This window comes from Kribbella sp. NPDC048837 (assembly GCF_055586945.1).
Genome location: NZ_JBVJHF010000001.1, coordinates 472,834 through 496,409 on the forward strand (window position 1 = coordinate 472,834; position 23,576 = coordinate 496,409).

Below are 23,576 nucleotides of genomic sequence, written 5' to 3' on the forward strand. Positions count from 1 at the left end.
CAACCGACCTCTCTACAGCGACCCTACCCGGCCGCACCCCCAGTAATGGTGCGAACCAGGTCACTCGCGGTGTCGCATTGGTCGAGAAGGGCCCCGACATGCGCTTTCGTGCCGCGCAGCGGGTCCAGGGTCGGGATCCGCTGCAGCGATTCCTTGCCCGGCAGATCGAAGATCACCGAGTCCCAGGAGGCGGCCGCCACCTGCGGCGCGTACTGCTGCATGCAGCGACCGCGGAAGTACGCCCGGGTGTCGGTCGGCGGGTGCGAGACCGCCATCCGGATCTCCTCGTCGGTGACGAGCCGCTGCATCCGGCCGGACTTCACCAACTTGTAGTAAAGACCCTTGTCCGGGCGCAGGTCGGCGTACTGCAGGTCGACCAGGTGGAGCTTGGAGTCGTCCCAGTCCAGGCCGTCGCGGTCGCGGTAGGACTGGAGGAGTTTGTACTTCGCGACCCAGTCGAGCTGGTCGGACAGCTTCATCGGGTCCGTGGCCAGCTGGTCGAGCACCTGCTCCCAGCGGTGCAGCACGTCCTTGGTCTGCCGGTCCGCGTCGTCGCCGTACTTGTCCTCGACGTACTTGCGGGCCTGCTCCAGGTACTCCGTCTGCAACTGGACCGCGGTCAGCTTGCGGCCGTCCTTGAGCGTCATCAGGTGCGCACAGGTCGGGTCGTGGCTGATCTCGTGCAAGGCCGTGACCGGGCGGTCCACGCCGAGGTCGTCGGTCAGCCAGCCGTCCTCGATCATCGCCAGCACCAGCGACGTGGTCCCGACCTTCAGGTACGTCGAGATCTCGGAGAGGTTCGCGTCGCCGATGATCACGTGCAGGCGGCGGTACCGGTCCGGATTCGCGTGCGGCTCGTCCCGGGTGTTGATGATCGGGCGTTTCAGCGTCGTCTCCAGGCCGACCTCGACCTCGAAGTAGTCGGCCCGCTGGCTGATCTGGAAGCCGTGCTGGGTGCCGTCCTGGCCGATGCCGACGCGGCCGGCGCCGGTGACCACCTGACGGCTCACGAAGAACGGCGTCAGGTGCCGCACGATCGACGCGAACGGGGTCGACCGGCGCATCAGGTAGTTCTCGTGGGAGCCGTACGACGCGCCCTTGTTGTCGGTGTTGTTCTTGTACAGGTTCAGCGGTGGGGCGCCGGGAATCTGGCGGGCCTGCCGGGCGCCTTCCATGATCACCAGCTCGCCGGCCTTGTCCCACACCACGGCGTCGCGCGGATTCGTCGTCTCGGGCGCCGAATACTCCGGGTGGGCGTGGTCGACGTACAGCCGGGCGCCGTTGGTGAGGATCACGTTCGCCAGGCCGGTCTCCTCGTCGGTGAGCTGGCTGGAATCGGCCACCTCCCGGCTGAGGTCGAAACCTCGCGCGTCCCGCAGCGGGTGCTCCTCGTCGAAGTCCCACCGGGTCTTGCGCGCGAGCGGCTGCGTCTGGGCGTAGCCGTTCACCACCTGGCTGGAGGTCAGCATCGGGTTCGCCCCGGGCTGGCCTGGAACCGAGATGCCGAACTCGGTCTCGGTCCCCATGATCCGCCGAACACTCATGCGAACGAGCCTACGCGGTAGGAGCCACTAAAGCGGTTGCTGTGTCCACAGGGTTACGTGTGAAACTTCCCGCGTGGACGAAATGGTGGCGATTCTGGACGAGGACAACGTGGTCATCGGAGCGCGGCCCCGATCGGTCATGCGCCGCGAGAATCTGCGCCACGCCGCCACCGGCGTGGTCGTCCGGAATCCGGCCGGCGACATCTACGTGCACCGCCGTACGCAGACCAAGGACGTCTACCCGGGCCGGTACGACTTCGCCGCCGGCGGGGTCGTCGCGGCCGGCGAGGACCCGTACGACGCCGTCGTACGGGAGCTGGCCGAGGAGCTGGGGATCTCCGGCGTGGAGCTGACCGCGCTGCCGGAGGGTGACTACGCCGACGACAACACGACGTACCACGCGTACCTGTATACGTGTGTCTGGGACGGTCCGGTGGAACACCAGCCGGAAGAGGTCGAGTGGGGCGCCTGGATGTCCCCGGCGGAGCTCGTCGCGCGACTGGACGACCCCTCCTGGTCCTTCATGCCCGACGCCATCGGGCTGCTGGGAGCCTGGGTCCGGAGTCTGGTGTGACCATCGTCCAGGGCTGGGACAGCCACGCCTGGATCGACGGCCCCTGGATCCACCGCTCGCCGCGCCGCGCGGAGGTCCGCCCCCGGCTGCTGGCCGAGGCCACACTGCTCCCTTGGCTCGCCCCACAGCTCCCCCTGCCCGTCCCGGTGCCGGAGCTGACTGCGGACGGCGTACGCCATCTGATGCTGCCGGGCACGCCGCTGGAGGACGGCAGTACGGCGCTCGGCCGCGAGCTCGGCGCCTTCCTCAAGGCCTTGCACGCCGTGGACCCGGCGGAGGCGGTGGCCCATGGTGCCCAGGACGCCGAGACCGCGTTCGCGGCCAAGGACGTGTTCCTGTCGGAGTGCCGGGAACGCGTGGTGCCGCTGCTACCGGGCGAGCTGCGGACCAAGGCCACCGAGTTGCTGGACCGTGTGGCCCGCCGTCGGACGGCTCTCGTCCACTGCGACTTCGGTCCCGACCACATCCTGGTGACGGACGACCGGGTCACCGGCATCATCGACTGGACGGACGCCGAGATCGGCGACCCCGCGCTGGACCTGTGCTGGCTCTTGAACGACGCACCGGCCACGGTCCGCGACGGCGTGGCGGAGACCTACGAACCGACCGCTGAGCTGCGCGAACGATCCTTCGACTGGTCCAGGCTCGGTCCCTGGTACGGCGTACACCGCGGGCTCCTGCTGGACCTCCCCGAGGATGTCGAGCACGGACTCGGCGACATCCTGGCCGCGCTCTGATGCAACCATCGGGCCGGTATCCGGTCATTACCCGATGTGAAGATCATCCTGACTGACGATGTGGAGCCGGTCATGGCCACGGGATCCGATCCGGAGCTGTGGGACCGGTTGCGGAGCGGGGACCACTTCGCGCTGGGCGAGCTGTTCGACCGCTACGCGGACGACGTCCACGCCTTCGCGTTCCGGCGGACCGCGTCCTGGAGTACTGCCGAGGACGTCGTCCAGGCGACGTTCCTGAACACCTGGCGGCGCTTCCAGCGCAACCCGCCGGGCCCGCTGACCGGGCCGAGCGCCCGCGGCTGGCTGCTGATGGTGGCCGGCAACGAGTGCCGGGCCCTCTTCCGTACGGCGAGCCGGCTGCGCAGACTCCTGGACCGCCTGCCCGACCCGGCACCCGACGACGATCACGCCGGGGAGGTCGCCCGCCGGCTGGACGACGAGCGCCGGATGTCGGCGATCCGTCGTGCCACGGCCAAGCTCCCCCGGCACGAACGCGAGACCCTCGAGCTCGTCGTCTGGTCCGGCCTCACGATGGCCGAGGCCGCCGACGCCCTCGGCGTACCGGTCGGAACCGTGAAGGCCCGCCTGCACCGCACTCGTCGCCGTTTCCCCGACCTGCTGACGCGGGTCGCTCTCACCGAGGAGCTCTCATGACCACGCAGCTCGACCCGCCGCCCGTCCCCCCGCTGGACTCGTCCCGGCGGTCCCGGCTCCGCAACCAGGTGATGGACAAGTCGATGCCCGAGCGCGGCCACTCGACCCGGCGCTGGGTCGCCCCGGTGGTGGCCGTCGGAGCCGTCGCGGCCGTGGTGGCCGGCACGCTCGTCATCACCAGCCGGTCTTCGAGCGACCCGGGAGTTGCCGGAGTCGCCGCGACTCCGGCCCGGGTCGGAGTCGACCTCGGAGCGGTTCCGCGGGCCGACTGGTCGAAGCTCGGCAACGAATGCACGTTCCCGAGGGAGACGGGCACCGCCAGGGTGCTCTGGAGCCGCCACGTGCGAGGGATCACCAAGGACAGCACGGCGTCGGTCGCGGTGGCCGTGAACACGGCGGGAAGTCACCCCTCCATCGCCAAGCTGGGGTTCAGGGTCTGCATGACGCGTACGCCGGAGTCCGCCCGGCTCGGCGCTGTCGGAACGGTCGCTGTCATCGCCGACAAGGCCTGGAACGCCCGCCCGACGGCCGCGCAGGGCCTGGTGGTGCTCGGCATCAACGACACCGACCTGACGGCCGACAGCGGCACCCTGCAGGCGTGGACCATCTACCGGGCCCGCCCGGAGATCGCCAGGGTCGAGGCCCGGTACGTGTGGAAGGGTCAGGTCGGCGAGTGGACCAGCGGCGTCGTCGACCGAGGCTTCGCCTACACCGAGGTCCAGGCACCCGGAAAGTTCAAGAACGGCGACCGCCTCAAGCAGGAGGTCCGTGCCTTCGACGCCGCCGGCCGGCCGGTCCCGGTCAAGCTCTAGTCGCGTGGGGCGGGTCAGCGCCGGCGGTAGGCCGACCTGCCCGCCAGCCGCGAGAACGAGCGCGCCAGGTTGACCCCGACCAGACCACCCCAGCAGACGATCACCGCGATCGTGCCCTCCTGAGTGGCCGCGATCGCGGTGATCGGAACCCCCATGACCACGGACACGATGGCGAGCGCGAGACCACCCGGATCGTTCTCCCGGCTCTCTTTCACCGGCCTGGCCGGCGCGGCGACGGGGACCTGGGCAGCACGCGCATCCAGCTTCTCCAGGAAGCTGTCGATGAGCTCCGCTTCGTACTCCGGCCCCAACTCCTGCCGCGCGGCCACCGCCGCCCGCAGGTCCTTCCGCACCTCATCCGTCGCCATACCAGCAAGCTAAGCCCGGCCCACCATCCCCGTAATCAGGGAAACCCCGGTCGCACCCCTCAGGTGAGCCCGGACATCCGGTGCGCGATCGCGGCGGCCTCGATCCGGTTGGCCGCGCCGAGCTTCCGCAGGATGTGCGACACGTGGACGCCGACCGTCCGGACACTGATCACCAGCGCGGCCGCGATCTCGCGGTCGGTGCAGCCGCGGGACAGCAGGGTCAACACCTCGGCCTCGCGGGCTGTGAGCCCGAGATCCAGACCTTCGGCGGGTTCCGCCTCGGCCCCCGGGACCATGAGCCGCAGTCGGGCCAGTTCCGCGAGCAGTTCGAGTTCGCGCCTCAAGGGCTGCGCACCGATCCGGACCGCGACCTGATAGGCCGAGCGGGCCGGAATGCTCGCTTCGTCCCGGGACGCTCCGGCCGTGACCAAGGCCTCCGCCTGGCGCCACTGACAGTAGGCGGTGAGCGGTGCACGGTCCTGGTGCGCCCACCGATCCGCGGCGTCGGCCCACAACTCTGGACCGGCGCCACCCCGAGCGCGCTCGTACTCGGCCTCGGCCAGCCCCAGCCAGGCAGTGCTGACCGGCGTGACCGACACCGCGTCCTCGGCTGCGCGACGGGCGTTCGCGACCAGTTGGTCAGCGCGGTCGAGCACGCTCCGCTCCGCGTCGGCATCGCGCCGGGTCCTGGCCACCGCGGCGAGCTCAGCCTGTGCTCGCAGCCCCTTGGCACAGAACCACACCCGAAGCTGGCCGGCCTCGACGGAGCCCATCCGTTCCAGCGCCGCGCTCGCGTGCTCCGCAGCGTCGGCCCATCGCCGTTCGCATAACGCCAGTTCGGCCAGGTCGATGTCGTAGATGCCCAAACCCCGGTCCGGACGCAGCGTCTCGAGGGCGGCGTCGATGTGCTCCCGAGCCGCCTCGAAGTCACCACGGCCGACCTCGAGATCGGCGCGCAGCATCAGCAGCATGTACGGGAAGCTCGCCATCGTCGACCGCAGCGCGGCCGCGCTCAGCGCATCGGCCTCGTCCCACTCGCCCAGCGCCAGCAATGCCTCGATCAGATTCGAGACCAGTACGGCGCTGTCGATGCCGTACCGGTGGATCGCCTCCAGACCCCGGCGGCCGACCTGGACGGACTCCCGGAGCCGACCGAGCATCGTCAGGGCGTCGGTCAGATTGACGTACACCCGATCCAGCCCGACCCGGTCGCCGATCTCCTCGGCCAGCCGCAGCGCCTCGCGGAGATCGGCCAGGCCTTCCTCCGTCCGGCCCAGATAGACGAGGTCGGCGCCATGCACGGTCAGCGCCCGAACCAGAGCCTCGCCGGCATCGGCCTCACGCGCGAGCGCCAACGCCTTCTCAGCGAGCAGGACGGACTCCGCATGGCTCCAGGCGACCATCAGTCCGCCGGCCAGCGAGGCGAGCACGTACGCCCGATCCGGCAACGGCTCAGCCGGTGCGAGCTCGACCGCCCGCGCCAGCGCCGCGAGTCCGGCCAGATCGCTGCCGATCTCGTGGAGGTATTCCCCCAGGCGCACCTGCAGCAGCGCCGCCCGACGCCGATCGCGGACGCCGGCCAGGTCGATCGCGCGCCGGGCGAGCTCGACCGCCCGCGGGCCCTCGCCGGTGTCGCTGGCGAGCTCGGCGGCCCACGAACAGAGACCGCCCAGATCGGACCCGGCGAGCTCGGCCGCGTTCGCCACCGCCGGCCACAGCGAGATCGCTCGTTCCAGATGCGCCCGCGCCTCGGCGAGACCGGCGACCGCCACCGCCTCATGGGCAGCGGCGACCGACGCGGCCAGCGCCTCCGCCGCGCGCCCCGCGGCCGCCCAGTGCGGTGCCAGCTCGGCCGGCGCGACCGAGCCGCTGCGAGCGAGCTCCTCGGCGAGGCGTTCGTGGATCTCCTCGCGCTCCCCCGGCAGCAGGGTCGAGTACACCGCCTCGGCCAGCAAAGCGTGCCGGAACCGAAAGCTGCTCGTCGCCGCTTCGGCGACCAGTACGCCGTGCTCGACCGCCTGCCGCAGCGCCGCACGAACGTCCTGTTCGGGCATCACCGCCACCGCTCGCAGCAGCGAGTATCCGACCTCCCGGCCGGCGGCGGACGCGATCCGGACGACCGCCCGGGCCTGCTGGTCGAGCCGGTCGACCCGTTGTAGCAGGAGCTCGCGCAAGCCTCGCGGCAGAGCACCACCGCCGGCCGCGGCGATGAGTTCTTGCGCGAAGAACGGGTTGCCCTCGGACCGGGCCACGATCGCATCGGCGTCGGCCCGGGGCGGGACGGCGTACGACGTGACCAGCGCGGCCACGTCGGCACGGTCGAGCGGCCCGAGGTCCACGAGCAGCGCCGATCCCGAACGCCGTACTCCGCTGGCGAGCCGGAGCATGCGCTCGGCCGACGACGGCTCGTCCGCCCGGTACGTCGCGACCAGCAGCACCGGCCGGTCGTCGACGTACTGCGCGAGATACACCGCGAGATCGAGCGTGGACGTGTCGGCCCAGTGCAGGTCCTCGAGGACGAGCATTACCGGCGCGGACTCCGCCCGGTCCGTGAGCAGATCCAGGATGTCCTCGAAGACACGGAACTGCTGGCCGTCCGCCCGCGGAAGGTCACCGAACGGACGCAGCGCCTGCGCGAACGGCTGGTACGGCAGTTCCGTGCCGACCAGGTCGATCGAGCGCCCGAGCAGAACTTCGAACCCGGCGTCCCGGGCGCGGGCGCACAGCTCGGACGTCAGCCGGGTCTTCCCGATGCCGGCTTCGCCCGCGATCAGGACCGCCCCGCCCCGGCCGGCCCGGGCAGCGTCCAGCACGCCCTCGAGCGCCTCGAGTTCACGGGCGCGCCCGACGAACACGTCGCTCGCGCGAGCCTTCATCCGGCCAGTATCACGCGGCCATCGCCGGATACGTAGGCGGCGAAGCAGGGATACGTAGCTCGTTCCCGATGCCGCACCGGCCGGCCCACGGTGACGATCGAGTCGACCGGACGAACCGAGGAGGGGCCATGACCGCAGTCATCGAGCAGCCGACGATCCACACCCTGCGAGGCGGCGGCGGTCTGCGCCTGCACGTGCGCGAATGGGGCCGGCCGGACGGGCCACCGATCGTGTTCATCCACGGCCTGTCGCAGAGCCATCAGTGCTGGTGGAAGCAGTACGAGAGCGCGCTCGCCGGCGAGTTCCGGCTCGTCGCGTACGACCTGCGCGGCCACGGCATGTCCGAGGCGCCGCTGGAGCAGGAGCACTACACCGGCGCCGGTCTGTGGGCCGACGACCTCGCCGCGGTCATCGAGCAGTTGCGCCTCGACCGGCCGGTCGTGGTCGGCTGGTCGTACGGCGCGTTCGTCATCTGCGACTACGTGCGCGCGTACGGCGAAGACCGGATCGGAGGCATCGACTTCGTCGGCGGCGCGGTCCGGCTCGGCCCGGCGGCGTTCGGCACCTTGATCGGCCCCGGCTTCCTGGACAACTTCCCCGATCTGATCGCGGACGACCTGCCGTCCAACATCCGCGGTGCGCGCGGCCTGATCAAGGCCTTCCCGGCCACCCCGTTCGCCGCCGACGACACCGAGTTGTTGCTCGCGGCGAGTATGTCCGTCCCGGCCCGGATCCGGGCCAACCTCGCGGCCCGCGAGATCGACGAGGACGACGTACTGCGGACCCTCACGGTGCCGCTGCTGGTCACCCACGGCCGGGCCGACACGGTGGTGCTCCCGGCGATGGCAGAACACGTGCTGGCGACCTGCCCGACCGCCGAGGCCGCCTGGTACGACGGCGTCGGCCATACCGTGCACCTGGAACAACCCGGCCACTTCAACCGCGAACTCGCCGAGCTGAGCCGCCGGGTCACCGGGTAGGCGGGCTCCTGGAATGCCGAACGGCCGCCGGCAGTCGAGAGACTGACAACGGCCGTTCGCCGGGTTTCGTTACAAGTACTGACCGGTGTTCGTGGCGGTGTCGATGGAGCGGCCGGGCTCGGTGCCCTGCTTGCCGGAGATGAGGGTGCGGATGTAGACGATCCGTTCGCCCTTCTTGCCGGAGATGCGGGCCCAGTCGTCGGGGTTCGTGGTGTTCGGGAGGTCTTCGTTCTCCTTGAACTCGTCCACGCACGCCTGCAGCAGGTGCTGCACCCGCAGGCCCTTCTGGTTCTCGTCCAGGTAGGCCTTGATCGCCATCTTCTTGGCCCGGTCGACGATGTTCTGGATCATCGCGCCCGAGTTGAAGTCCTTGAAGTACAGGACCTCCTTGTCGCCGTTGGCGTAGGTGACCTCGAGGAACCGGTTCTCGTCGGCCTCGGTGTACATCCGCTCGACGGTGCGCTGGATCATCCCGTTCACACACTCCGCCTTGTCGCCGCCGAACTCGCTCAGGTCGTCGGTGTGCAGCGGCAGGGTGGTGGTCAGGTACTTCGAGAAGATGTCCCGGGCCGCCTCGGCGTCGGGGCGCTCGATCTTGATCTTCACGTCCAGCCGGCCGGGCCGCAGGATCGCCGGGTCGATCATGTCCTCACGGTTCGAGGCACCGATGACCAGGACGTTCTCGAGACCCTCGACACCGTCGATCTCGCTCAGCAGCTGCGGGACGATGGTGTTCTCCACGTCGGAGGAGACACCGCTGCCGCGGGTGCGGAACAGCGAGTCCATCTCGTCGAAGAACACGATCACCGGCATGCCCTCGGAGGCCTTCTCCCGGGCCCGCTGGAAGACCAGCCGGATGTGCCGCTCGGTCTCGCCGACGTACTTGTTCAGCAGCTCCGGGCCCTTGATGTTGAGGAAGAAGGACTTCTGCCCGTCCACCCCGGTCCGCTCGGCGACCTTCTTGGCCAGTGAGTTCGCGACCGCCTTCGCGATCAGCGTCTTGCCACAGCCCGGCGGGCCGTAGAGCAGGACGCCCTTCGGCGGCTTGAGCTCGTGCTCGAGGAACAGGTCCTTGTGCAGGTACGGCAGCTCGACCGCGTCCCGGATCTGCTCGATCTGACCGCTCAGACCGCCGATCTGCGTGTAGTCGATGTCCGGGACCTCTTCGAGGATCAGCTCCTCGACCTCGGACTTCGGGATCTTCTCGTAGACATAGCCGGAGCGGGGCTCCAGCAGCAGCGAGTCACCGGCCCGCAGGGCCTGGTCCATCAGCGGCGAGGCGAGCCGGACGACCCGCTCCTCGTCGGCCTGCGCGATCACCAGCGCCCGCTCGCCGTCGGCCAGCAGCTCCTTCAGCATCACCACGTCGCCGACGACCTCGAAGTCGCAGGCCTCGACCACGTTGAGCGCTTCGTTCAGCATCAGTTCCTGGCCGAGCTTGAGTGCGTCCAGGTCGACCGACGGGCTGGCCGCGACCCGGAGCTTGCGGCCACCGGTGAACACGTCCAGCGTGTCGTCTTCGTTGCGTCCGAGGAAGGTGCCGAATCCGGACGGCGGTTGGGCCAGTCGGTCGACTTCCTCCTTCAGGGCGATGATCTTCTCTCGCGCCTCCCGCAGCGTGTCGGCCAGCCGCTCGTTCTGAGCGGTGACACTCGCCAAGGAGGCCTGGGTTTCGGACAGTCTGCTCTCGAGCGACCGGCTGTCCGCCGGGTGCTCGAGCAGCCGACGTCGCAACGCCGCGACCTCGGCTTCCAGGTACCGGACCTGGTTACGCAGCTCTGCCGCGGTAGGACTCTCGTCTCCAGCCACGATCATCACCTCACCATGTGGGGCTCGACCCTATGGACCTTACCCAGAAAACCTCGCCGGGCAAGCTGTATCCCATCACGTGTCGGTTGCGGATGAATCCGTTGCTCCCGGCATGTCTTCGGACTTTTCCGTACGACGAGGCCCTTGGTAATCGTCGCCGTACGCGCCGGGCGCCGGACGCCGCTTCTTCCGGGGTGCCTGCACCCCGTGCGCCATCCGCCGAGCCGTGACCAGGAACGCCGTGTGACCCTGCATCCGATGGCCCGGCCGCACTGCCAGGCCCTCTACATGCCAGTCTCGCACGAGCGACTCCCACGCGCGCGGCTCAGTGAACTCGCCGTGTGCCCTCAGCGTCTCCACGAACCGGCTCAGCTGCGTCGTGGTGGCCACGTAGGCACAGAACACCCCACCGGGTGAAAGTGCCTCAGCGACGGCGTCAACGCACTCCCACGGCGCGAGCATGTCCAGGACGACCCGGTCCACGTCGCGCTCGTTCAGCTTCTCGACCAGGTCGCCGACCTCGAGCCGCCAGGCCGGGTGCTCGCCGCCGAAGAAACCGGTCACGTTCTTCCGCGCCACCTCGGCGAAATCTTCCCGCCGCTCGAACGAGACGACCTGCCCGTGGACGCCGACCGCCCGCAGCAGCGCGGTGGTCAGCGCACCGGAACCGGCACCCGCCTCGACCACCTTCGCACCTGGGAAGATGTCGGCCATCGTGACGATCTGCGCGGTGTCCTTCGGGTAGATCACGGCCGCGCCCCGCGGCATCGAAACCGAGTAGTCGGCCATCAGGGGCCGCAACGCCAGGTACTCGACGCCGCCCTTGGACTTGATCACCACCGCGTCCGGCCCGTCGATCAGGTCGTCGTGGGCGATCCCGCCCTTGGTGGTGTGGAAGATCTTCCCGCGCTCCAGGAACACCGAGTGCCGGCGGCCCTTGGAGTCCTGCAGGGTGATCCACTCCCCCGCCTGCAACGGGCCGTGGTGGACCCCGGAGAACGCCTGGTCAGGAAAGTCACGCAAGTCAGCCATAAGGCGCTCACCTTAACTTCGGGCCGCCCGTCGGCAGTAATTCAGCGCCCGCGGAACGCGCGTTCGATATCCGTGGTGGCGAGGACGCCGTACACCGCGCCGTTCGCGTCGAGGACCAGGTACTCCGAGGCCGGGTGCTCGCGGAGCGTGGCGAGGATCTCCTCGCCGGTGTCGTTGATGCCGATGATGTGGCCCGCGCCGATGCGGGTCGCGACCTCGCTCACGGTGGTCCACGGACGCTGGTTCGGCGCGACCGCCGCGACCGCGGACTCGGACACCAGCGCGTGCGGCTTGCCGTCGCCGTCGATGACCACGACCGCCCCGGCCTGGGCCTCACCGGCGAGCCGGACCGCTTCGGAGATCGGCGTACCGGAGTGGACCGCGATGGCGCGGCGCGCCATCGTGCGGACCTGCAGCGCGGGGAGCTTGCGGCGCAGCCGGGCCTGCATGAGCGACGCCGTCGAGCCCATCCAGAGGAACCAGCCGACCAGCACCGCGATGACGAAGTCGATCAGGCTCGGTTGGCGGTCCCAGATCTCCTCGATCAGGACGGGCGCCGCCAGCACCAGCATCGCGAGCACCCGGCCGGCCCAGGCGGCCACGACCGTGCCGGTGTGCATGTTGCCGGTGATCTTCCAGACGACGGCCCGCAGCACCCAGCCGCCGTCCAGCGGCAGGCCCGGGAGCAGGTTGGTCACGCCGACGATCAGGTTCGCGATCCCGAGCTCCCAGAGCGCGACGTACCCGACGCCCTCGTCGATGGCGCGGGAGCCCAGGTAGGCGAGCCCGCCGACGACCAGTGAGGCGAGCGGGCCGACCACCGAGACGGCGAATTCCTCGAGTGGTGACTTCCGCTCGCCCTCGATGTGCGTGCCGGCCGCGAAGAAGCCGAGGTTGATCTCGGAGACCGGGATGCCGAACCGCATCGCCATCAGCGCGTGGGCCAGCTCGTGGAGCAGGATCGACAGGGTGAACGCGACCACGAACGCGAACGCGGCCAGGTAGCGCCAGCCGCCCAGGTCCGGGAACTGCTGGCCGATGATCGCGGCGAACCCGATCGCCAGCAGCATCGCCACCGGCAGCCAGGTGAACCGCATCGTGAGCTTGATCCCGCGGATACGACCGAGAACCCAGGTCCCCGGCGGTGGGCCGGCGGGCTGGGCGGGGTTCTGAGGATCACGCGGTTCTGGCATCGACCCAACGCTACTTGCCCGGAGGTAACACCGTGCTACATACCCGCCTCAAACGCCCACGTCGAGCGTGGCGACGTACCCCTTGCTGGTGTCCCCGGTGACGGTCGCGAGCTGATGTACGCCGTCGTCGTCGCCGAACACGTTGTCGTTCTCGAGCGATGTCTGCGCCAGGTTCTGCGCGCTGCCGTCGTACCCGTCGGTGGCGTACACGGTCTCGCAGGCGTCCTTGGGGAGGGCGAGCTGGGAGGTCCGGGTGATCTTCCCGGCCGCAGTCGCCTCGTTCAGGCTCGCGTAGACCTCGAAGTGGATGTGCGGCCAGCGGCCCATGTACGCGGCCGGGAAGATCGTGGTGAAGGTGACCTTGCCGGACCCGTCGGCCGCCTGGACGCCGCGGAGGTAGTTCTCGTCGGTCGCGCCGTCGGAGTAGAGCGAGTACCGGCCCTCGGCGTCGCAGTGCCAGAGATAGACGGCCGCGCCTTCCAGTGGCGTGTCTTTGTCGGCGTCGAGCACGGTCAGCTCGACGGTGAGCGGTACGCCGGTCGCCACGCCGGAGGCGGATCCGAAGGACTTGGTGATGTCGCTGCGGACGATGCCGGACTCGGTCAGCACGTTCGGCCCGTTGGAGCCGTCGCCCGGATAGGGTCCGCCGGTCTCCTCCGGGATCTCGTCGACCTCCGTCGTACCAGTGGTAGTGGATGCGGTCGGCGTACCGGACGTGGCGGTCGGCGAGGTCGTGGTCGTGGTGGGGTCGGCAGTGACCGAGTCGGTGTCGTCGGCCGAGCAGCCGGCCACCGCGGCCAGGCCGGCGCCGGCGAAGAGGCCGAGGAACCGCCGGCGGTGCAGCGTGCCGAGGTCGTACTCCAGGCCCAGATCGTGTTCACGGGGTGGCTTCGGTGGTGGCGTCATGCAACCAGCCTGACAAGCGCGGCCGATGGTCTTCCGAAAGTTCGCTGGGAGTTCGCTGTGAACGGTTTTCCACAGGTCCGGGTGGTGCGTACACGAAGTGTCGGTCGCAGCGCCTAGGGTTTCGGTATGAGCGTTGCAGCCGAGGTCGATGTGCATGGGCACCCGCGTGGCGCGTTGTCGCCGTCGCGGGCCGCGGACTTCATGAGCTGCCCGCTGAAGTATCGCTTCCGTGTCATCGACCGGCTGCCGGAGAAGCCTTCGTCCGCCGCGGTCCGCGGCACGGTGGTGCACGGGGTGCTGGAGCGCTTGTTCGACCTGCCGCGCGGTCAGCGGACGCTGGAGCACGCGGCCGAGATGCTCGAGCCGCAGTGGCAGCAGGTGCTGGAGGCCGAGCCCGAGGTCGCCGAGCTGTTCGCCGAGGACGCGAGCGGCGAGGAGCTGGCGAAGTGGCTGGCCGAGGCGCATCAGCTGCTCGGGAAGTACTTCACCCTCGAGGACCCGAACGCTCTCGAGCCGGCCGAGCGAGAGCTGTACGTCGAGACCGCCCTGGAGTCGGGCCTGGTCCTGCGGGGGTATGTCGACCGCCTGGATGTCGCGCCGACCGGTGAGATTCGCGTGGTCGACTACAAGACCGGCCGGTCGCCGTCGGAGTTCTTCGAGGCCAAGGCGCTGTTCCAGATGAAGTTCTATGCGCTCGTGCTCTGGCGGCTGCGCGGCGTCGTGCCCGCGATGCTCCAGCTCGTGTACCTCGGCAACGGCGAGATCGTTCGGTACGTGCCGGACGAGGCCGACCTGCGTGCCTGCGAACGCAAGGTCTCAGCACTGTGGACGGCGATCACCCGGGCACTCGAGTCCGGCGACTGGCGGCCCAGCCCCGGTCCGCTCTGCGAGTGGTGCGACCACAAGGCCCTCTGCCCGGCCTGGGGCGGCACGCCACCGCCGCTCCCGACCCGCTCGGTCGAGGAGGTCGCGGCCGAATCCGCCGGGGTGGATCTGGTCGGCGTCGACGGCTGAGGCCAGCCACCCGGCCGCGGAGGAACCCTGGGTGGATAGCGTTCGTCGCATGAGTGTGGGCGACACGGCTGCGGTGCGAGCTGTTGGGGTGTGGAAGCGGTACGGCGGCGGCCAGACACAGGTCGACGCGCTCGCCGACGTGACCGCCGACATCGGCACCGGCCGGTTCACCGCGATCATGGGTCCTTCGGGGTCCGGCAAGTCGACCCTGCTGCACTGCCTGGCCGGCCTGGACAAGCCGACCGAGGGACAGGTCTTCCTCGGCGACGTCGACCTCACCCGGCTGCCCGAGAAGCAGCTCACGCACCTGCGCCGGGACCGGATCGGATTCGTGTTCCAGGCGTTCAACCTGGTCCCGACCCTGACCGCGCTGGAGAACATCACGCTGCCCGTCGATCTGGCCGGCCGCAAACCCGACCACGACTGGCTCACCACGGTGATCGACACGATCGGCCTGTCCGACCGCCTCGGCCACAAGCCGTCGGAGCTCTCCGGTGGCCAGCAGCAGCGGGTGGCGTGTGCCCGCGCCCTCGTCTCCCGGCCGGACGTGGTGTTCGCCGACGAACCGACCGGCAATCTCGACTCGCGCTCGTCGGCCGACGTCCTCGGTTTCCTGCATCGCTCGGTCCGTGACTTCGGCCAGACCGTCGTGATGGTCACCCACGACCCGACCGCGGCCTCGTACGCCGACCGGGTCCTGTTCCTCGCCGACGGACGGCTCCAGTCCGAGCTGCACGACCCGACGGCCGACGCCGTGCTCGACACCATGAAGCAGCTCGACCCGGCCGTGGCCGGCTGATGCTCAAGCTCGGCCTCCGCTCGGTCCTCGCGCACCGGCTCCGCTTCGTGCTGTGCACGGTCGCGGTCCTGCTCGGCGTCGCGTTCGCGAGCGGCGCGATGGTCTTCACCGACACACTGTCCACCGCCCTGAAGAAGAACTTCACCACCAGTACGGCGGACATCACGGTGACGCCGGCCAGTCCGATCGAGGCCGCCACCAACCGGCCCGCGACCTTCCAGTCCTCCGTGGTCGACCGCGTCGCCGCCGTACCGGGAGTCGCTAGCGCGAACCCGCAGTTGCTGGTGAGCGACGTACAGATCCTCAGTCCGGACGGGGAGCCGATCGAGACCTACGGTCTGACCAGCTTCGGCGCCGCGTGGCCCCGGGACACCCGGAACGCGCCGTTCAAGGTGGTCGACGGCCAGGCGCCTTCGGGGGTGGCTGAGCTCGGCCTCGACCAGTCCACCGCGACGCGGGAGGGCTACGACCTCGGCGACCAGGTCCGGGTCGTCACGCCGACCAGAGCCGTCACCGCCAAGCTGACGGCGATCACCACGCCCGGTCTGTCCGGGGTGTCGGCCGGTGCGCCGCTGGTCACGTTCGACTCCGTGACCGCCCAGCTCCTCCTGCTCGGCAAGCCGGGCTGGACCTCGATCAGCGTGGCGGTCGCACCTGGCTCGGACCCCGGCACAGTGAGCAAGGCGATCGCCCGGACCGTCGGCGACTCGGTCAAGGTGCGTACTGCGTCCCAGGTCGCGGCCGACGGGGAGCACGACCTGGACAACACCTTCGGCGGCTTCAGCACCGTGCTGGTGATGTTCGCCGGCCTGGCCCTGTTCGTCGGCACCTTCCTGATCGTCAACACGTTCGCGATGGTCGTCGCGCAGCGATCCCGCGAGCTGGCGATGCTGCGGGCGATCGGCGCGTCCCGCGGCCAGGTCACCGGTGCGGTCCTCGCCGAGGCGCTCGTCATCGGTGTGGTCGGCTCGACGCTCGGCCTGCTGATCGGCATCGGCGTGGCCGCGGGCATCCGGTTCTTCTACCAACGTCTCGACCTCCAGATTCCGACGGCGGCGCTCCAGATCAGCCCGGCCACGGTGATCACGTGCTACGTGATCGGCGTCGGCGTCACCATCGCGGCGGCATTCCCGGCCGCTCGCCGGGCCGGGAAGCTCCCGCCTGTTGCCGCGATGCGCGACGACGTGGCGCTCCCGGAACGCTCACTGCTCGTCCGTGTCCTGATCGGCGGGTTCCTGCTGCTGATGGCACTCGTGCTCACCCTGATCGGCCTGAACGCCGGTGACCTTCCCGGCGCCGTACTGATCGGGCTCGGCGCCGGCCTCGCGGTCCTCGCCGTCGTGATGGTCAGCCCACTGATCAGCAAGTACGTCGTGCGCGCGCTGATGTGGCCGCTCGGTCGCAAGGCCGCGGTGACACTCGGTCGACGCAACGCGGAGCGCAATCCCCGGCGCACGTCCGCCACGGCCTCCGCGCTGATGATCTCGGTCGCGCTGGTCAGCGGCCTGCTCGTGATCGCCGCGTCGGCCAAGGCATCGATCGACAAGAACATCGCGGACGCCCTCGGCACCTCCGAGCTCGTCATCACGTCCGACGGCCCGGACAGCTTCAGCACAGAGGTCGCCGACCGGGTCGCGAAGGTCTCCGGCGTTCAGTCGGTCCACCAGGTCCGGCAGCAGGCGGCCCAGGTCGGCGACACGTCGGTGCAGGTCAGTGGCGTCGGAGACGGCACGCTCGACGGACCGATCGTCACGAAGTTCGACGCCGGCTCGGCGGCCGCGCTGCGCGACGGCCAGGCCGTGCTCCCCCGGAATCTGGCGAAGACCCTCGGCCTGAGCGTCGGCAAGACGTTCGATCTCGCCATGACCACGGGCAAGCACCGGCTCACCGTCGGCGGCATCCTGGCCCCGAACCGGCAGCTGAACACGATCGTGCTCTCGCTCCCGGCGTACGAGGCCGTCGGCGGCACGCCGAGCGACACGGTGCTGTACGTCGAAGTTGCCCAAGGCACCGAAGTGGGGCCGGTCGGGGCCGCCGTCCTCGGGCAGCTGAAGGACTATCCGTCGATCCAGGTCCGCGACCAGCAGGGGTACGCGGCCGGCGCGCGTGGACCGGTCAACGGCATCCTCGCCGCGATCGGCCTGCTGCTCGCGCTGGCGATCCTGATCGCGATCCTCGGCATCGTGAACACGCTCGCACTCGGCGTGGTCGAGCGGACCCGTGAGATCGGCCTGCTGCGGGCGATCGGGATGGACCGCCGGCAGCTGAACCGGATGCTGCGGGTCGAGTCGATCGCGATCTCCCTGCTCGGAGCCCTGCTCGGGCTGGTGATCGGCGTGGTGTTCGCGGCGTCGATCCAGTCCGCGATGGTCGACAACGGGCTCAACGTCCGCGACATCCCGGTGCTGCAGCTGGTCCTCGCGGGAGTGGTCGCCGCCGTTGTCGGCGTACTCGCTGCGGTCTGGCCGTCACGGCGTGCAGCCCGTCTCGACGTCCTGCGAGCGATCGCCTCGGAGTGATCGTGAAGTAAAGCCAGGCACTGTTTTCACAGGTAGCCTGCGATTGTGCCGGGGACTGTGCAGTCGATCGAGCGGGCTGCGGCCGTGCTGCGACTGCTGGCTGCGGCGCCCGACGGACTGGGGGTCGCCGACCTCGGCAACGCACTGGGGCTGGCCAAGACGACCGTGCACGGCATCCTCCGCACCTTGCACCAGGTCGGCTTCGTCGAGCAGGACCACAGTGGCGCGCACTACCACCTGAGTGACGCCTTCGGCCGGCTCGGCGAGAGCTATCTCGATCCGAACGAGCTGCGCAGCCGGGCGATCAACTGGGCCGACTCCCTCGCCTCCCGCAGCGGCGAGGTGGTCCGCGTCGGCCGCCTGCTCGAAGGCAAGGTCGTGGTCGTCCACCACGTCTTCCGCCCGGACGACAGCGACCAGGACCTCGACGTCGGTACGACGCTCCCGCCGCACGCGACCGCCCTCGGCAAGGCCGTGCTGGCGTTCGACACCAGCGGTGCCGCGCGGCCGCACAAGCTGGAGGCGTTCACCACCCGCACGATCACCGACCCGGCCCGGCTGGCCGACGAGCTGGCCGCGGTCCGCGCCCGCGGCTGGGCCGGTGAGTTCGAGGAGTTCACCGTCGAGCTGGCCGGCATCGCCGCTCCGATCCGCGGGCTCGGCGGCCTGGTCGTCGGCGCGGTCGGGCTGACCGGGCGGATCGAGCGGATCTGTGACAGCCGCCTGCGTCATCGCGCCGACCTGGTCAGCATGGTCCGCGCCACCGCCGAGGCGATCGGCCGAGACCTGCGGGAGGACACCTGATGGTTCGACGGGGGTGGCACGATGGCTGAGCAGTACGTGGCGGCCGTCGACCAGGGGACGAACTCGACACGGTGCATCCTGTTCGATCGGCGCGGCCGGCTGGTGTCCGTGGCGCAGCGGGAGCACCCGCAGCTGTTTCCACGGCCGGGGTGGGTGGAGCACGACGCCGGGGAGATCTGGAACAACGTGACCCGGGTGGTCCCGGCGGCGATCCGGCAGATCGGCGCCGTACCGTCCCAGATCGTTGCCATCGGCATCGCCAACCAGCGGGAGACCAGCCTGCTCTGGGACCGGATCACCGGCCGGCCGATCGGCCATGCGGTGGTCTGGCAGGACACCCGGACCGACCGGCTCGTCACCGAACTGGCCGGCGACGAGGGCCCGGACCGGTACGCGGACCTGTGCGGCCTGCCGTTGACGACGTACTTCTCGGCGCCGCGGATCCGGTGGATGCTCGACCACACGCCCGGCCTGCGGCAACGGGCCGAGCGCGGCGAGATCTTCTTCGGCACCATGGAGAGCTGGCTGATCTGGAACTTCACCGGCGGCGCGTCCGGCGGACTGCACGTCACCGATGTGACGAACGCCAGCCGGACCATGTTGATGAACATCGAGACGCTGGAGTGGGACGACAGGTTGCTGGAGGCGTTCGACGTACCGCGGGCGATCCTGCCGGAGATCCGGCCGTCGTCCGGGGTCTTCGCGACCGCGACCGAGGTGCTGCCCGGGGTCCGGATCGGGGCGGCGCTGGGCGACCAGCAGGCGGCGCTGTTCGGGCAGACCTGCTTCAGCGCGGGCGAGGCGAAGTGCACGTACGGCACCGGCTCGTTCCTGTTGCTGCACACCGGGCAGGAGATCGTCCGGTCGAAGCACGGCATGCTGACCACGGTCGCCTACCAGATCGGTGACCATCCGGCGTCGTACGCGCTGGAAGGATCGATGGCGGTGACCGGCTCACTGGTCCAGTGGTTCCGGGACGGGCTCGGGATGATCCACACGGCGGCCGAGATCGAGACACTGGCCCGGACCGTCGAGGACAACGGCGGCGCGTACATCGTCCCGGCATTCTCCGGCCTGTTCGCGCCGCACTGGCGCAGCGAGGCGCGAGGGGTGATCGCCGGGCTGACCGGCTACATCACCAAGGGACACCTGGCCCGCGCGGTGCTGGAGGCGACCGGGTTCCAGACCCTCGAGGTGGTCGACGCGATGAACGCGGACTCCGGGATCGCGCTGACGGCGTTGAAGGTCGACGGCGGGATGACGGCCAACAACCTGCTGATGCAGTTCCTCGCCGATCTGCTCGACGTCCCGGTGGTGCGCCCGATGGTGACCGAGACCGTCTCGCTCGGGGCGGCGTACGCGGCCGGCCTGGCCGTGGGGTACTGGCCCGATCTCGAAGGGCTGCGCAGCAACTGGCATCGCGCCGGGCAGTGGGTGCCGCACATGGATCCGGCCCGGCGGGCGACGGAGTACGCGAACTGGAAGGCCGCGGTGCAACGCACGTTCAACTGGATCCGCCCCGAGGACCAGGAGCTTTAGCAAGTCTTTCGGCGTGCCTCGAAGAGCGTCAGCCGTGATGCCGTTGTCAAACGCTTGATATCTGCCGCCGACAGCCTTGGGGAGGGCCGTCCCAGCCGGCCCTCCCCAACGAGTCGTCAGGCCGGCGAGACGATGTCCGGTGCCTCGAGGCGGACCTTGTCGGCGGACTCGTCGTCCGGCTGGTCCTGGGAGTCGCGTTCGGACTGGACGCGGCGGAGGTAGACGGACACCTCGCGCTCGATGGTCGCCTCGTCCCAGCCGAGGATCGGGGCGACCAGGCGGGCGGCGGCCTCGGCGGCGCCGACACCACGGTCCCAGGCCTCGATCGAGATCCGCGTCCGGCGGGCCAGGATGTCGTCGAGGTGCCGGGCGCCTTCGGCCTTGGCGCCGTACACGATCTCGGCCTTCAGGTAGTCCTGCGTGCCGGGCAGTTGCTCGCCGAGCGACGGGTCCTCCTCGACCAGGGCGAGGACCTCGTCGATCAGAGAACCGTACCGGTTCAGCAGGTGCTCGATCCGGGCCACGTGGAGGCCCGACCGCTGCGCGATCAGGTGCCGCTGGTTCCACTTCGCGTGATAGCCGTCGGCGCCGACCAGCGGGGTGGTCTTGGTGACCGACTTCGGCACTCGGCCGTCCAGGGCCGCCGCGGCCGCGTCGATCGCGTCCTTGGCCATCACCCGGTACGTCGTGTACTTGCCGCCGGCAACGACTACCAGACCCGGCGCGGCGTGCGCGACGACGTGCTCGCGGGACAGCTTGGACGTGCTCTCCGACTCACCGGCGAGCAGCGGCCGGAGTCCGGCGTACACACCTTCGACGTCCTCGCGGGTCAGCGGCGTCGTGAGTACGGCGTTCACGTGATCGAGCAGGTACTCGATGTCCTTGCTGGTCGCGGCCGGGTGGGCCTTGTCCAGGTGCCAGTCGGTGTCCGTCGTACCGATCAGCCAGTGCCGGCCCCACGGGATGATGAACAGCACGGACTTCTCGGTCCGCAGGATCATCCCGGTGCTGGACTGGATCCGGTCCTTCGGGACGACGAGGTGGATGCCCTTCGAGGCGCGGACGTGGTACTGCCCGCGCTCCCCCACCATCGCCTGGGTGTCGTCGGTCCACACACCGGTCGCGTTCACGACCTGCTTGGCCCGGACCTCGAACTCGCGGCCGCTCTCCAGGTCCTTCGCCTGCACTCCGGTGACCCGCTCGCCCTGGCGCAGGAAGCCTGTGACCTTGACCCGGTTCGCGACCAGAGCGCCGTACGACGCCGCCGTCCGGGCGACTTCCATCGTGTGCCGGGCGTCGTCGACCTGGGCGTCGTAGTACTGGATGGCGCCGACCAGGGCCGACTTCTTCAGGCTCGGCACCAGCCGCATCGCACCGCTCCGGGTCAGGTGCCGGTGGAGCGGCAGGCCGGCGCCGTGACCCGAACTGACGGCCATCCCGTCGTACAAGGCGACGCCGGCACCGGCGTAGAACCGCTCCCACCAGCGGTGCTGGAGCGGGTAGAGGAACGGCACCGGCTTCACCAGGTGCGGTGCCAGGCGTTGCAGCAGCAGCCCACGCTCCTGCAACGCCTCGTGCACCAGCCGGAAGTCGAGCATCTCCAGATAGCGCAGACCACCGTGCATCAGCTTGCTGGACCGGCTGGAGGTGCCGCTCGCGAAGTCGCGCGCCTCCAGCAGTCCGGTGGTCAGGCCCCGGGTCGCGGCGTCCAGGGCCGACCCGGTGCCGACCACCCCGCCACCGATCACCAGGACGTCCAGTTCCCGTCCGTCGGCCATCGCGTCGATCGCTTCGGCCCTCGCTTGCGGTGACAGAGCCACTACGCCCACTGTGCTGTTCCTTCCGATTCCGTGTCCTGCTGTACCGAACTGGCGTGCGTCAGTCGACGTCGACCCAGTCAAGGGTGCGCTGGACGGCCTTCTGCCAGCCGGCGTACCCCTTGGCGCGCTGTTCGTCGTTCCACTGCGGCTCCCACCGCTTGTCCTCGTTCCAGTTCTGGACGAGTTCTTCCTTGTTCTTCCAGAAGCCGACCGCCAGGCCGGCCGCGTACGCCGCCCCGAGCGCCGTGGTCTCCGCGACGACCGGCTTGCTCACCGCCACGCCGAGGATGTCGGCCTGCATCTGCATGCAGAGCTCGTTGGCGGTGATGCCACCGTCCACCTTGAGCACGTCCAGCTTGACGCCGGAGTCCTTCTCCATCGCGTCCGAGACGTCCTTGCTCTGGTAGCAGATCGCTTCCAGTGTTGCTCGGGCCAGGTGGGCGTTGGTGTTGAACCGGGACAATCCGACGATCGCACCGCGGGCGTCGGACCGCCAGTACGGCGCGAACAGACCGGAGAACGCGGGCACGAAGTACACGCCGCCGTTGTCCGCGACCTGCCGGGCCAGCGTCTCGGTCTCCGCCGCGCCGGAGATGATGCCGAGCTGGTCCCGCAGCCACTGCACCGCGGACCCGGTCACGGCGATGGAACCCTCCAGCGCGTAGACCGGCGCCTCGTCGCCGAACTTGTAGCACATCGTGGTCAGCAGGCCGGCCTTCGACCGGACCAGCTCGGTACCGGTGTTCAGCAGCATGAAGTTACCGGTGCCGTAGGTGTTCTTCGCCTCGCCCGGGTTGAAGCAGACCTGGCCCACGGTCGCCGCCTGCTGGTCGCCGAGGTCGCCGGTCAGCGGCACCACGCCTCCCAACGGGCCGTTCGCGAGGGTCTCGCCGTACTTGTTCGGGTCCGACGACGGCCGGATCTCCGGCAGCATCTGGCGCGGGATGTTGAAGAACGAGATCAGCTCGTCGTCCCAGTCGAGCGTCTCCAGGTTCATCAGCATCGTGCGGCTGGCGTTCGTCACATCGGTGACGTGGACGCCGCCTTCGGTACCGCCGGTGAGGTTCCACAACACCCAGGTGTCGGTGTTGCCGAAGACGGCGTCACCGGCCTCGGCGGCGGCGCGGACCCCGTCGACGTTCTCGAGGATCCATTGGATCTTGCCGGCCGAGAAGTACGTCGCCGGCGGCAGGCCGGCCTTCTGCCGGATCACGTCGCCCTTGCCCTCGCGCTCCAGCGCGGAGGCGATCCGGTCGGTCCGGGTGTCCTGCCAGACGATCGCGTTGTAGTACGGACGTCCTGTCTTGCGGTTCCAGACCACCGCCGTCTCGCGCTGGTTGGTGATGCCGAGCGCCGCCAGGTCGCTGGCCTGCAGACCCTGGGCGTTCATCGCGGTCCGGATCACCGAGCTGGTCCGCTCCCAGATCTCCACCGGGTTGTGCTCGACCCAGCCGGCCTGCGGCAGGATCTGGTCGTGCTCCAGCTGGTGGATACCCCGCTCGTTGCCGGAGTGGTCGAAGATCATGAATCGGGTGCTCGTGGTGCCCTGATCGACGGCACCGACGAAGTCAGCCATGGAAAGTCCTCTCCTCACAG

The 23,576-nt window shown here is 69.7% G+C and carries 19 protein-coding genes; 10 read left to right on the forward strand and 9 right to left on the reverse strand.

The annotated features are described in order from the left end of the window. Window positions 1–23 precede the first annotated feature (23 nt). The gene (gene dop, locus ACZ6O0_RS02315; RefSeq protein WP_465762994.1) at window positions 24–1,544 is read right to left on the reverse strand and encodes a depupylase/deamidase Dop; all 1,521 of its coding nucleotides are present in this window, start codon (window positions 1,542–1,544) and stop codon (window positions 24–26) included. Between the two features lie 82 nt (window positions 1,545–1,626). On the opposite strand from dop, the gene ACZ6O0_RS02320 reads away from it, so the two are divergent. The 4 genes from ACZ6O0_RS02320 to ACZ6O0_RS02335 all read left to right on the forward strand — a co-directional run bounded on the left by ACZ6O0_RS02320 (window position 1,627) and on the right by ACZ6O0_RS02335 (window position 4,321). After that, entirely contained in the window at window positions 1,627–2,118 is a 492-nt protein-coding gene (locus ACZ6O0_RS02320; protein WP_465764052.1) for an NUDIX hydrolase, read from the forward strand. Next, window positions 2,115–2,855 carry a phosphotransferase gene (locus ACZ6O0_RS02325; protein ID WP_465762995.1) on the forward strand — a complete coding sequence of 247 codons (741 nt, stop codon included), beginning with the start codon at window positions 2,115–2,117 and terminating at the stop codon, window positions 2,853–2,855. The genes ACZ6O0_RS02320 and ACZ6O0_RS02325 overlap by 4 nt, the downstream gene beginning before the upstream one ends. A 72-nt stretch (window positions 2,856–2,927) precedes the next feature. Beyond that, complete coding sequence (locus ACZ6O0_RS02330) at window positions 2,928–3,509, forward strand: RNA polymerase sigma factor (protein WP_465762996.1); 582 nt, start codon at window positions 2,928–2,930, stop codon at window positions 3,507–3,509. Then, a complete protein-coding gene (locus ACZ6O0_RS02335; protein ID WP_465762997.1) occupies window positions 3,506–4,321 on the forward strand; it encodes a hypothetical protein in 816 nt (271 codons plus the stop codon). The genes ACZ6O0_RS02330 and ACZ6O0_RS02335 overlap by 4 nt, the downstream gene beginning before the upstream one ends. A gap of 14 nt (window positions 4,322–4,335) precedes the next feature. On the opposite strand, the gene ACZ6O0_RS02340 is transcribed toward ACZ6O0_RS02335, so the two are convergent. Both ACZ6O0_RS02340 and ACZ6O0_RS02345 read right to left on the reverse strand, forming a co-directional pair. Beyond that, window positions 4,336–4,689 carry a hypothetical protein gene (locus ACZ6O0_RS02340; RefSeq protein WP_465762998.1) on the reverse strand — a complete coding sequence of 118 codons (354 nt, stop codon included), beginning with the start codon at window positions 4,687–4,689 and terminating at the stop codon, window positions 4,336–4,338. A 59-nt stretch (window positions 4,690–4,748) separates the two neighbouring features. After that, window positions 4,749–7,565, reverse strand: coding sequence for an ATP-binding protein (locus tag ACZ6O0_RS02345; protein WP_465762999.1), 2,817 nt, complete (start codon window positions 7,563–7,565; stop codon window positions 4,749–4,751). A 128-nt stretch (window positions 7,566–7,693) separates the two neighbouring features. Here ACZ6O0_RS02345 and ACZ6O0_RS02350 point away from each other — a divergent pair, with 128 nt between their 5' ends. Next, the gene (locus ACZ6O0_RS02350; protein WP_465763000.1) at window positions 7,694–8,545 is read left to right on the forward strand and encodes an alpha/beta fold hydrolase; all 852 of its coding nucleotides are present in this window, start codon (window positions 7,694–7,696) and stop codon (window positions 8,543–8,545) included. A 69-nt stretch (window positions 8,546–8,614) separates the two neighbouring features. Here ACZ6O0_RS02350 and arc read toward each other — a convergent pair whose 3' ends face one another. The 4 genes from arc to ACZ6O0_RS02370 all read right to left on the reverse strand — a co-directional run bounded on the left by arc (window position 8,615) and on the right by ACZ6O0_RS02370 (window position 13,485). After that, window positions 8,615–10,360, reverse strand: a complete 1,746-nt coding sequence (gene arc, locus ACZ6O0_RS02355; RefSeq protein ID WP_465763001.1) for a proteasome ATPase — start codon at window positions 10,358–10,360, stop codon at window positions 8,615–8,617. A 69-nt stretch (window positions 10,361–10,429) separates the two neighbouring features. Further along, entirely contained in the window at window positions 10,430–11,386 is a 957-nt protein-coding gene (locus ACZ6O0_RS02360) for a tRNA (adenine-N1)-methyltransferase (RefSeq protein ID WP_465763002.1), read from the reverse strand. Window positions 11,387–11,427: 41 nt separating this feature from the next. Beyond that, window positions 11,428–12,579: a site-2 protease family protein gene (locus ACZ6O0_RS02365; RefSeq protein WP_465763003.1), complete on the reverse strand. Its 1,152-nt coding sequence runs from the start codon at window positions 12,577–12,579 to the stop codon at window positions 11,428–11,430. A 48-nt stretch (window positions 12,580–12,627) separates the two neighbouring features. Then, window positions 12,628–13,485 (reverse strand): intradiol ring-cleavage dioxygenase, encoded by an 858-nt coding sequence (locus tag ACZ6O0_RS02370; RefSeq protein ID WP_465763004.1) that lies wholly within the window; start codon window positions 13,483–13,485, stop codon window positions 12,628–12,630. A 126-nt stretch (window positions 13,486–13,611) separates the two neighbouring features. Between ACZ6O0_RS02370 and ACZ6O0_RS02375 the strand changes: the two genes are divergently transcribed. The 5 genes from ACZ6O0_RS02375 to glpK (ACZ6O0_RS02395) are packed head-to-tail and all read left to right on the forward strand — an operon-like array spanning window position 13,612 to window position 20,160. Then, a complete protein-coding gene (locus ACZ6O0_RS02375; protein WP_465763005.1) occupies window positions 13,612–14,499 on the forward strand; it encodes a RecB family exonuclease in 888 nt (295 codons plus the stop codon). Window positions 14,500–14,548: 49 nt separating this feature from the next. Further along, window positions 14,549–15,298 carry an ABC transporter ATP-binding protein gene (locus ACZ6O0_RS02380; protein WP_465763006.1) on the forward strand — a complete coding sequence of 250 codons (750 nt, stop codon included), beginning with the start codon at window positions 14,549–14,551 and terminating at the stop codon, window positions 15,296–15,298. Next, window positions 15,298–17,817, forward strand: a complete 2,520-nt coding sequence (locus ACZ6O0_RS02385; protein ID WP_465763007.1) for an ABC transporter permease — start codon at window positions 15,298–15,300, stop codon at window positions 17,815–17,817. Before ACZ6O0_RS02380 ends, ACZ6O0_RS02385 begins: the two co-directional genes overlap by 1 nt. Before the next feature lie 45 nt (window positions 17,818–17,862). Continuing rightward, the gene (locus ACZ6O0_RS02390) at window positions 17,863–18,621 is read left to right on the forward strand and encodes an IclR family transcriptional regulator (protein ID WP_465763008.1); all 759 of its coding nucleotides are present in this window, start codon (window positions 17,863–17,865) and stop codon (window positions 18,619–18,621) included. Between the two features lie 21 nt (window positions 18,622–18,642). Next, complete coding sequence (glpK, locus tag ACZ6O0_RS02395) at window positions 18,643–20,160, forward strand: glycerol kinase GlpK (RefSeq protein WP_465763009.1); 1,518 nt, start codon at window positions 18,643–18,645, stop codon at window positions 20,158–20,160. A gap of 116 nt (window positions 20,161–20,276) precedes the next feature. On the opposite strand, the gene ACZ6O0_RS02400 is transcribed toward glpK (ACZ6O0_RS02395), so the two are convergent. Continuing rightward, window positions 20,277–21,989 carry a glycerol-3-phosphate dehydrogenase/oxidase gene (locus ACZ6O0_RS02400; RefSeq protein ID WP_465763010.1) on the reverse strand — a complete coding sequence of 571 codons (1,713 nt, stop codon included), beginning with the start codon at window positions 21,987–21,989 and terminating at the stop codon, window positions 20,277–20,279. Between the two features lie 49 nt (window positions 21,990–22,038). Further along, window positions 22,039–23,556 (reverse strand): glycerol kinase GlpK, encoded by a 1,518-nt coding sequence (gene glpK / locus ACZ6O0_RS02405; RefSeq protein WP_465763011.1) that lies wholly within the window; start codon window positions 23,554–23,556, stop codon window positions 22,039–22,041. Window positions 23,557–23,576 lie beyond the last annotated feature (20 nt).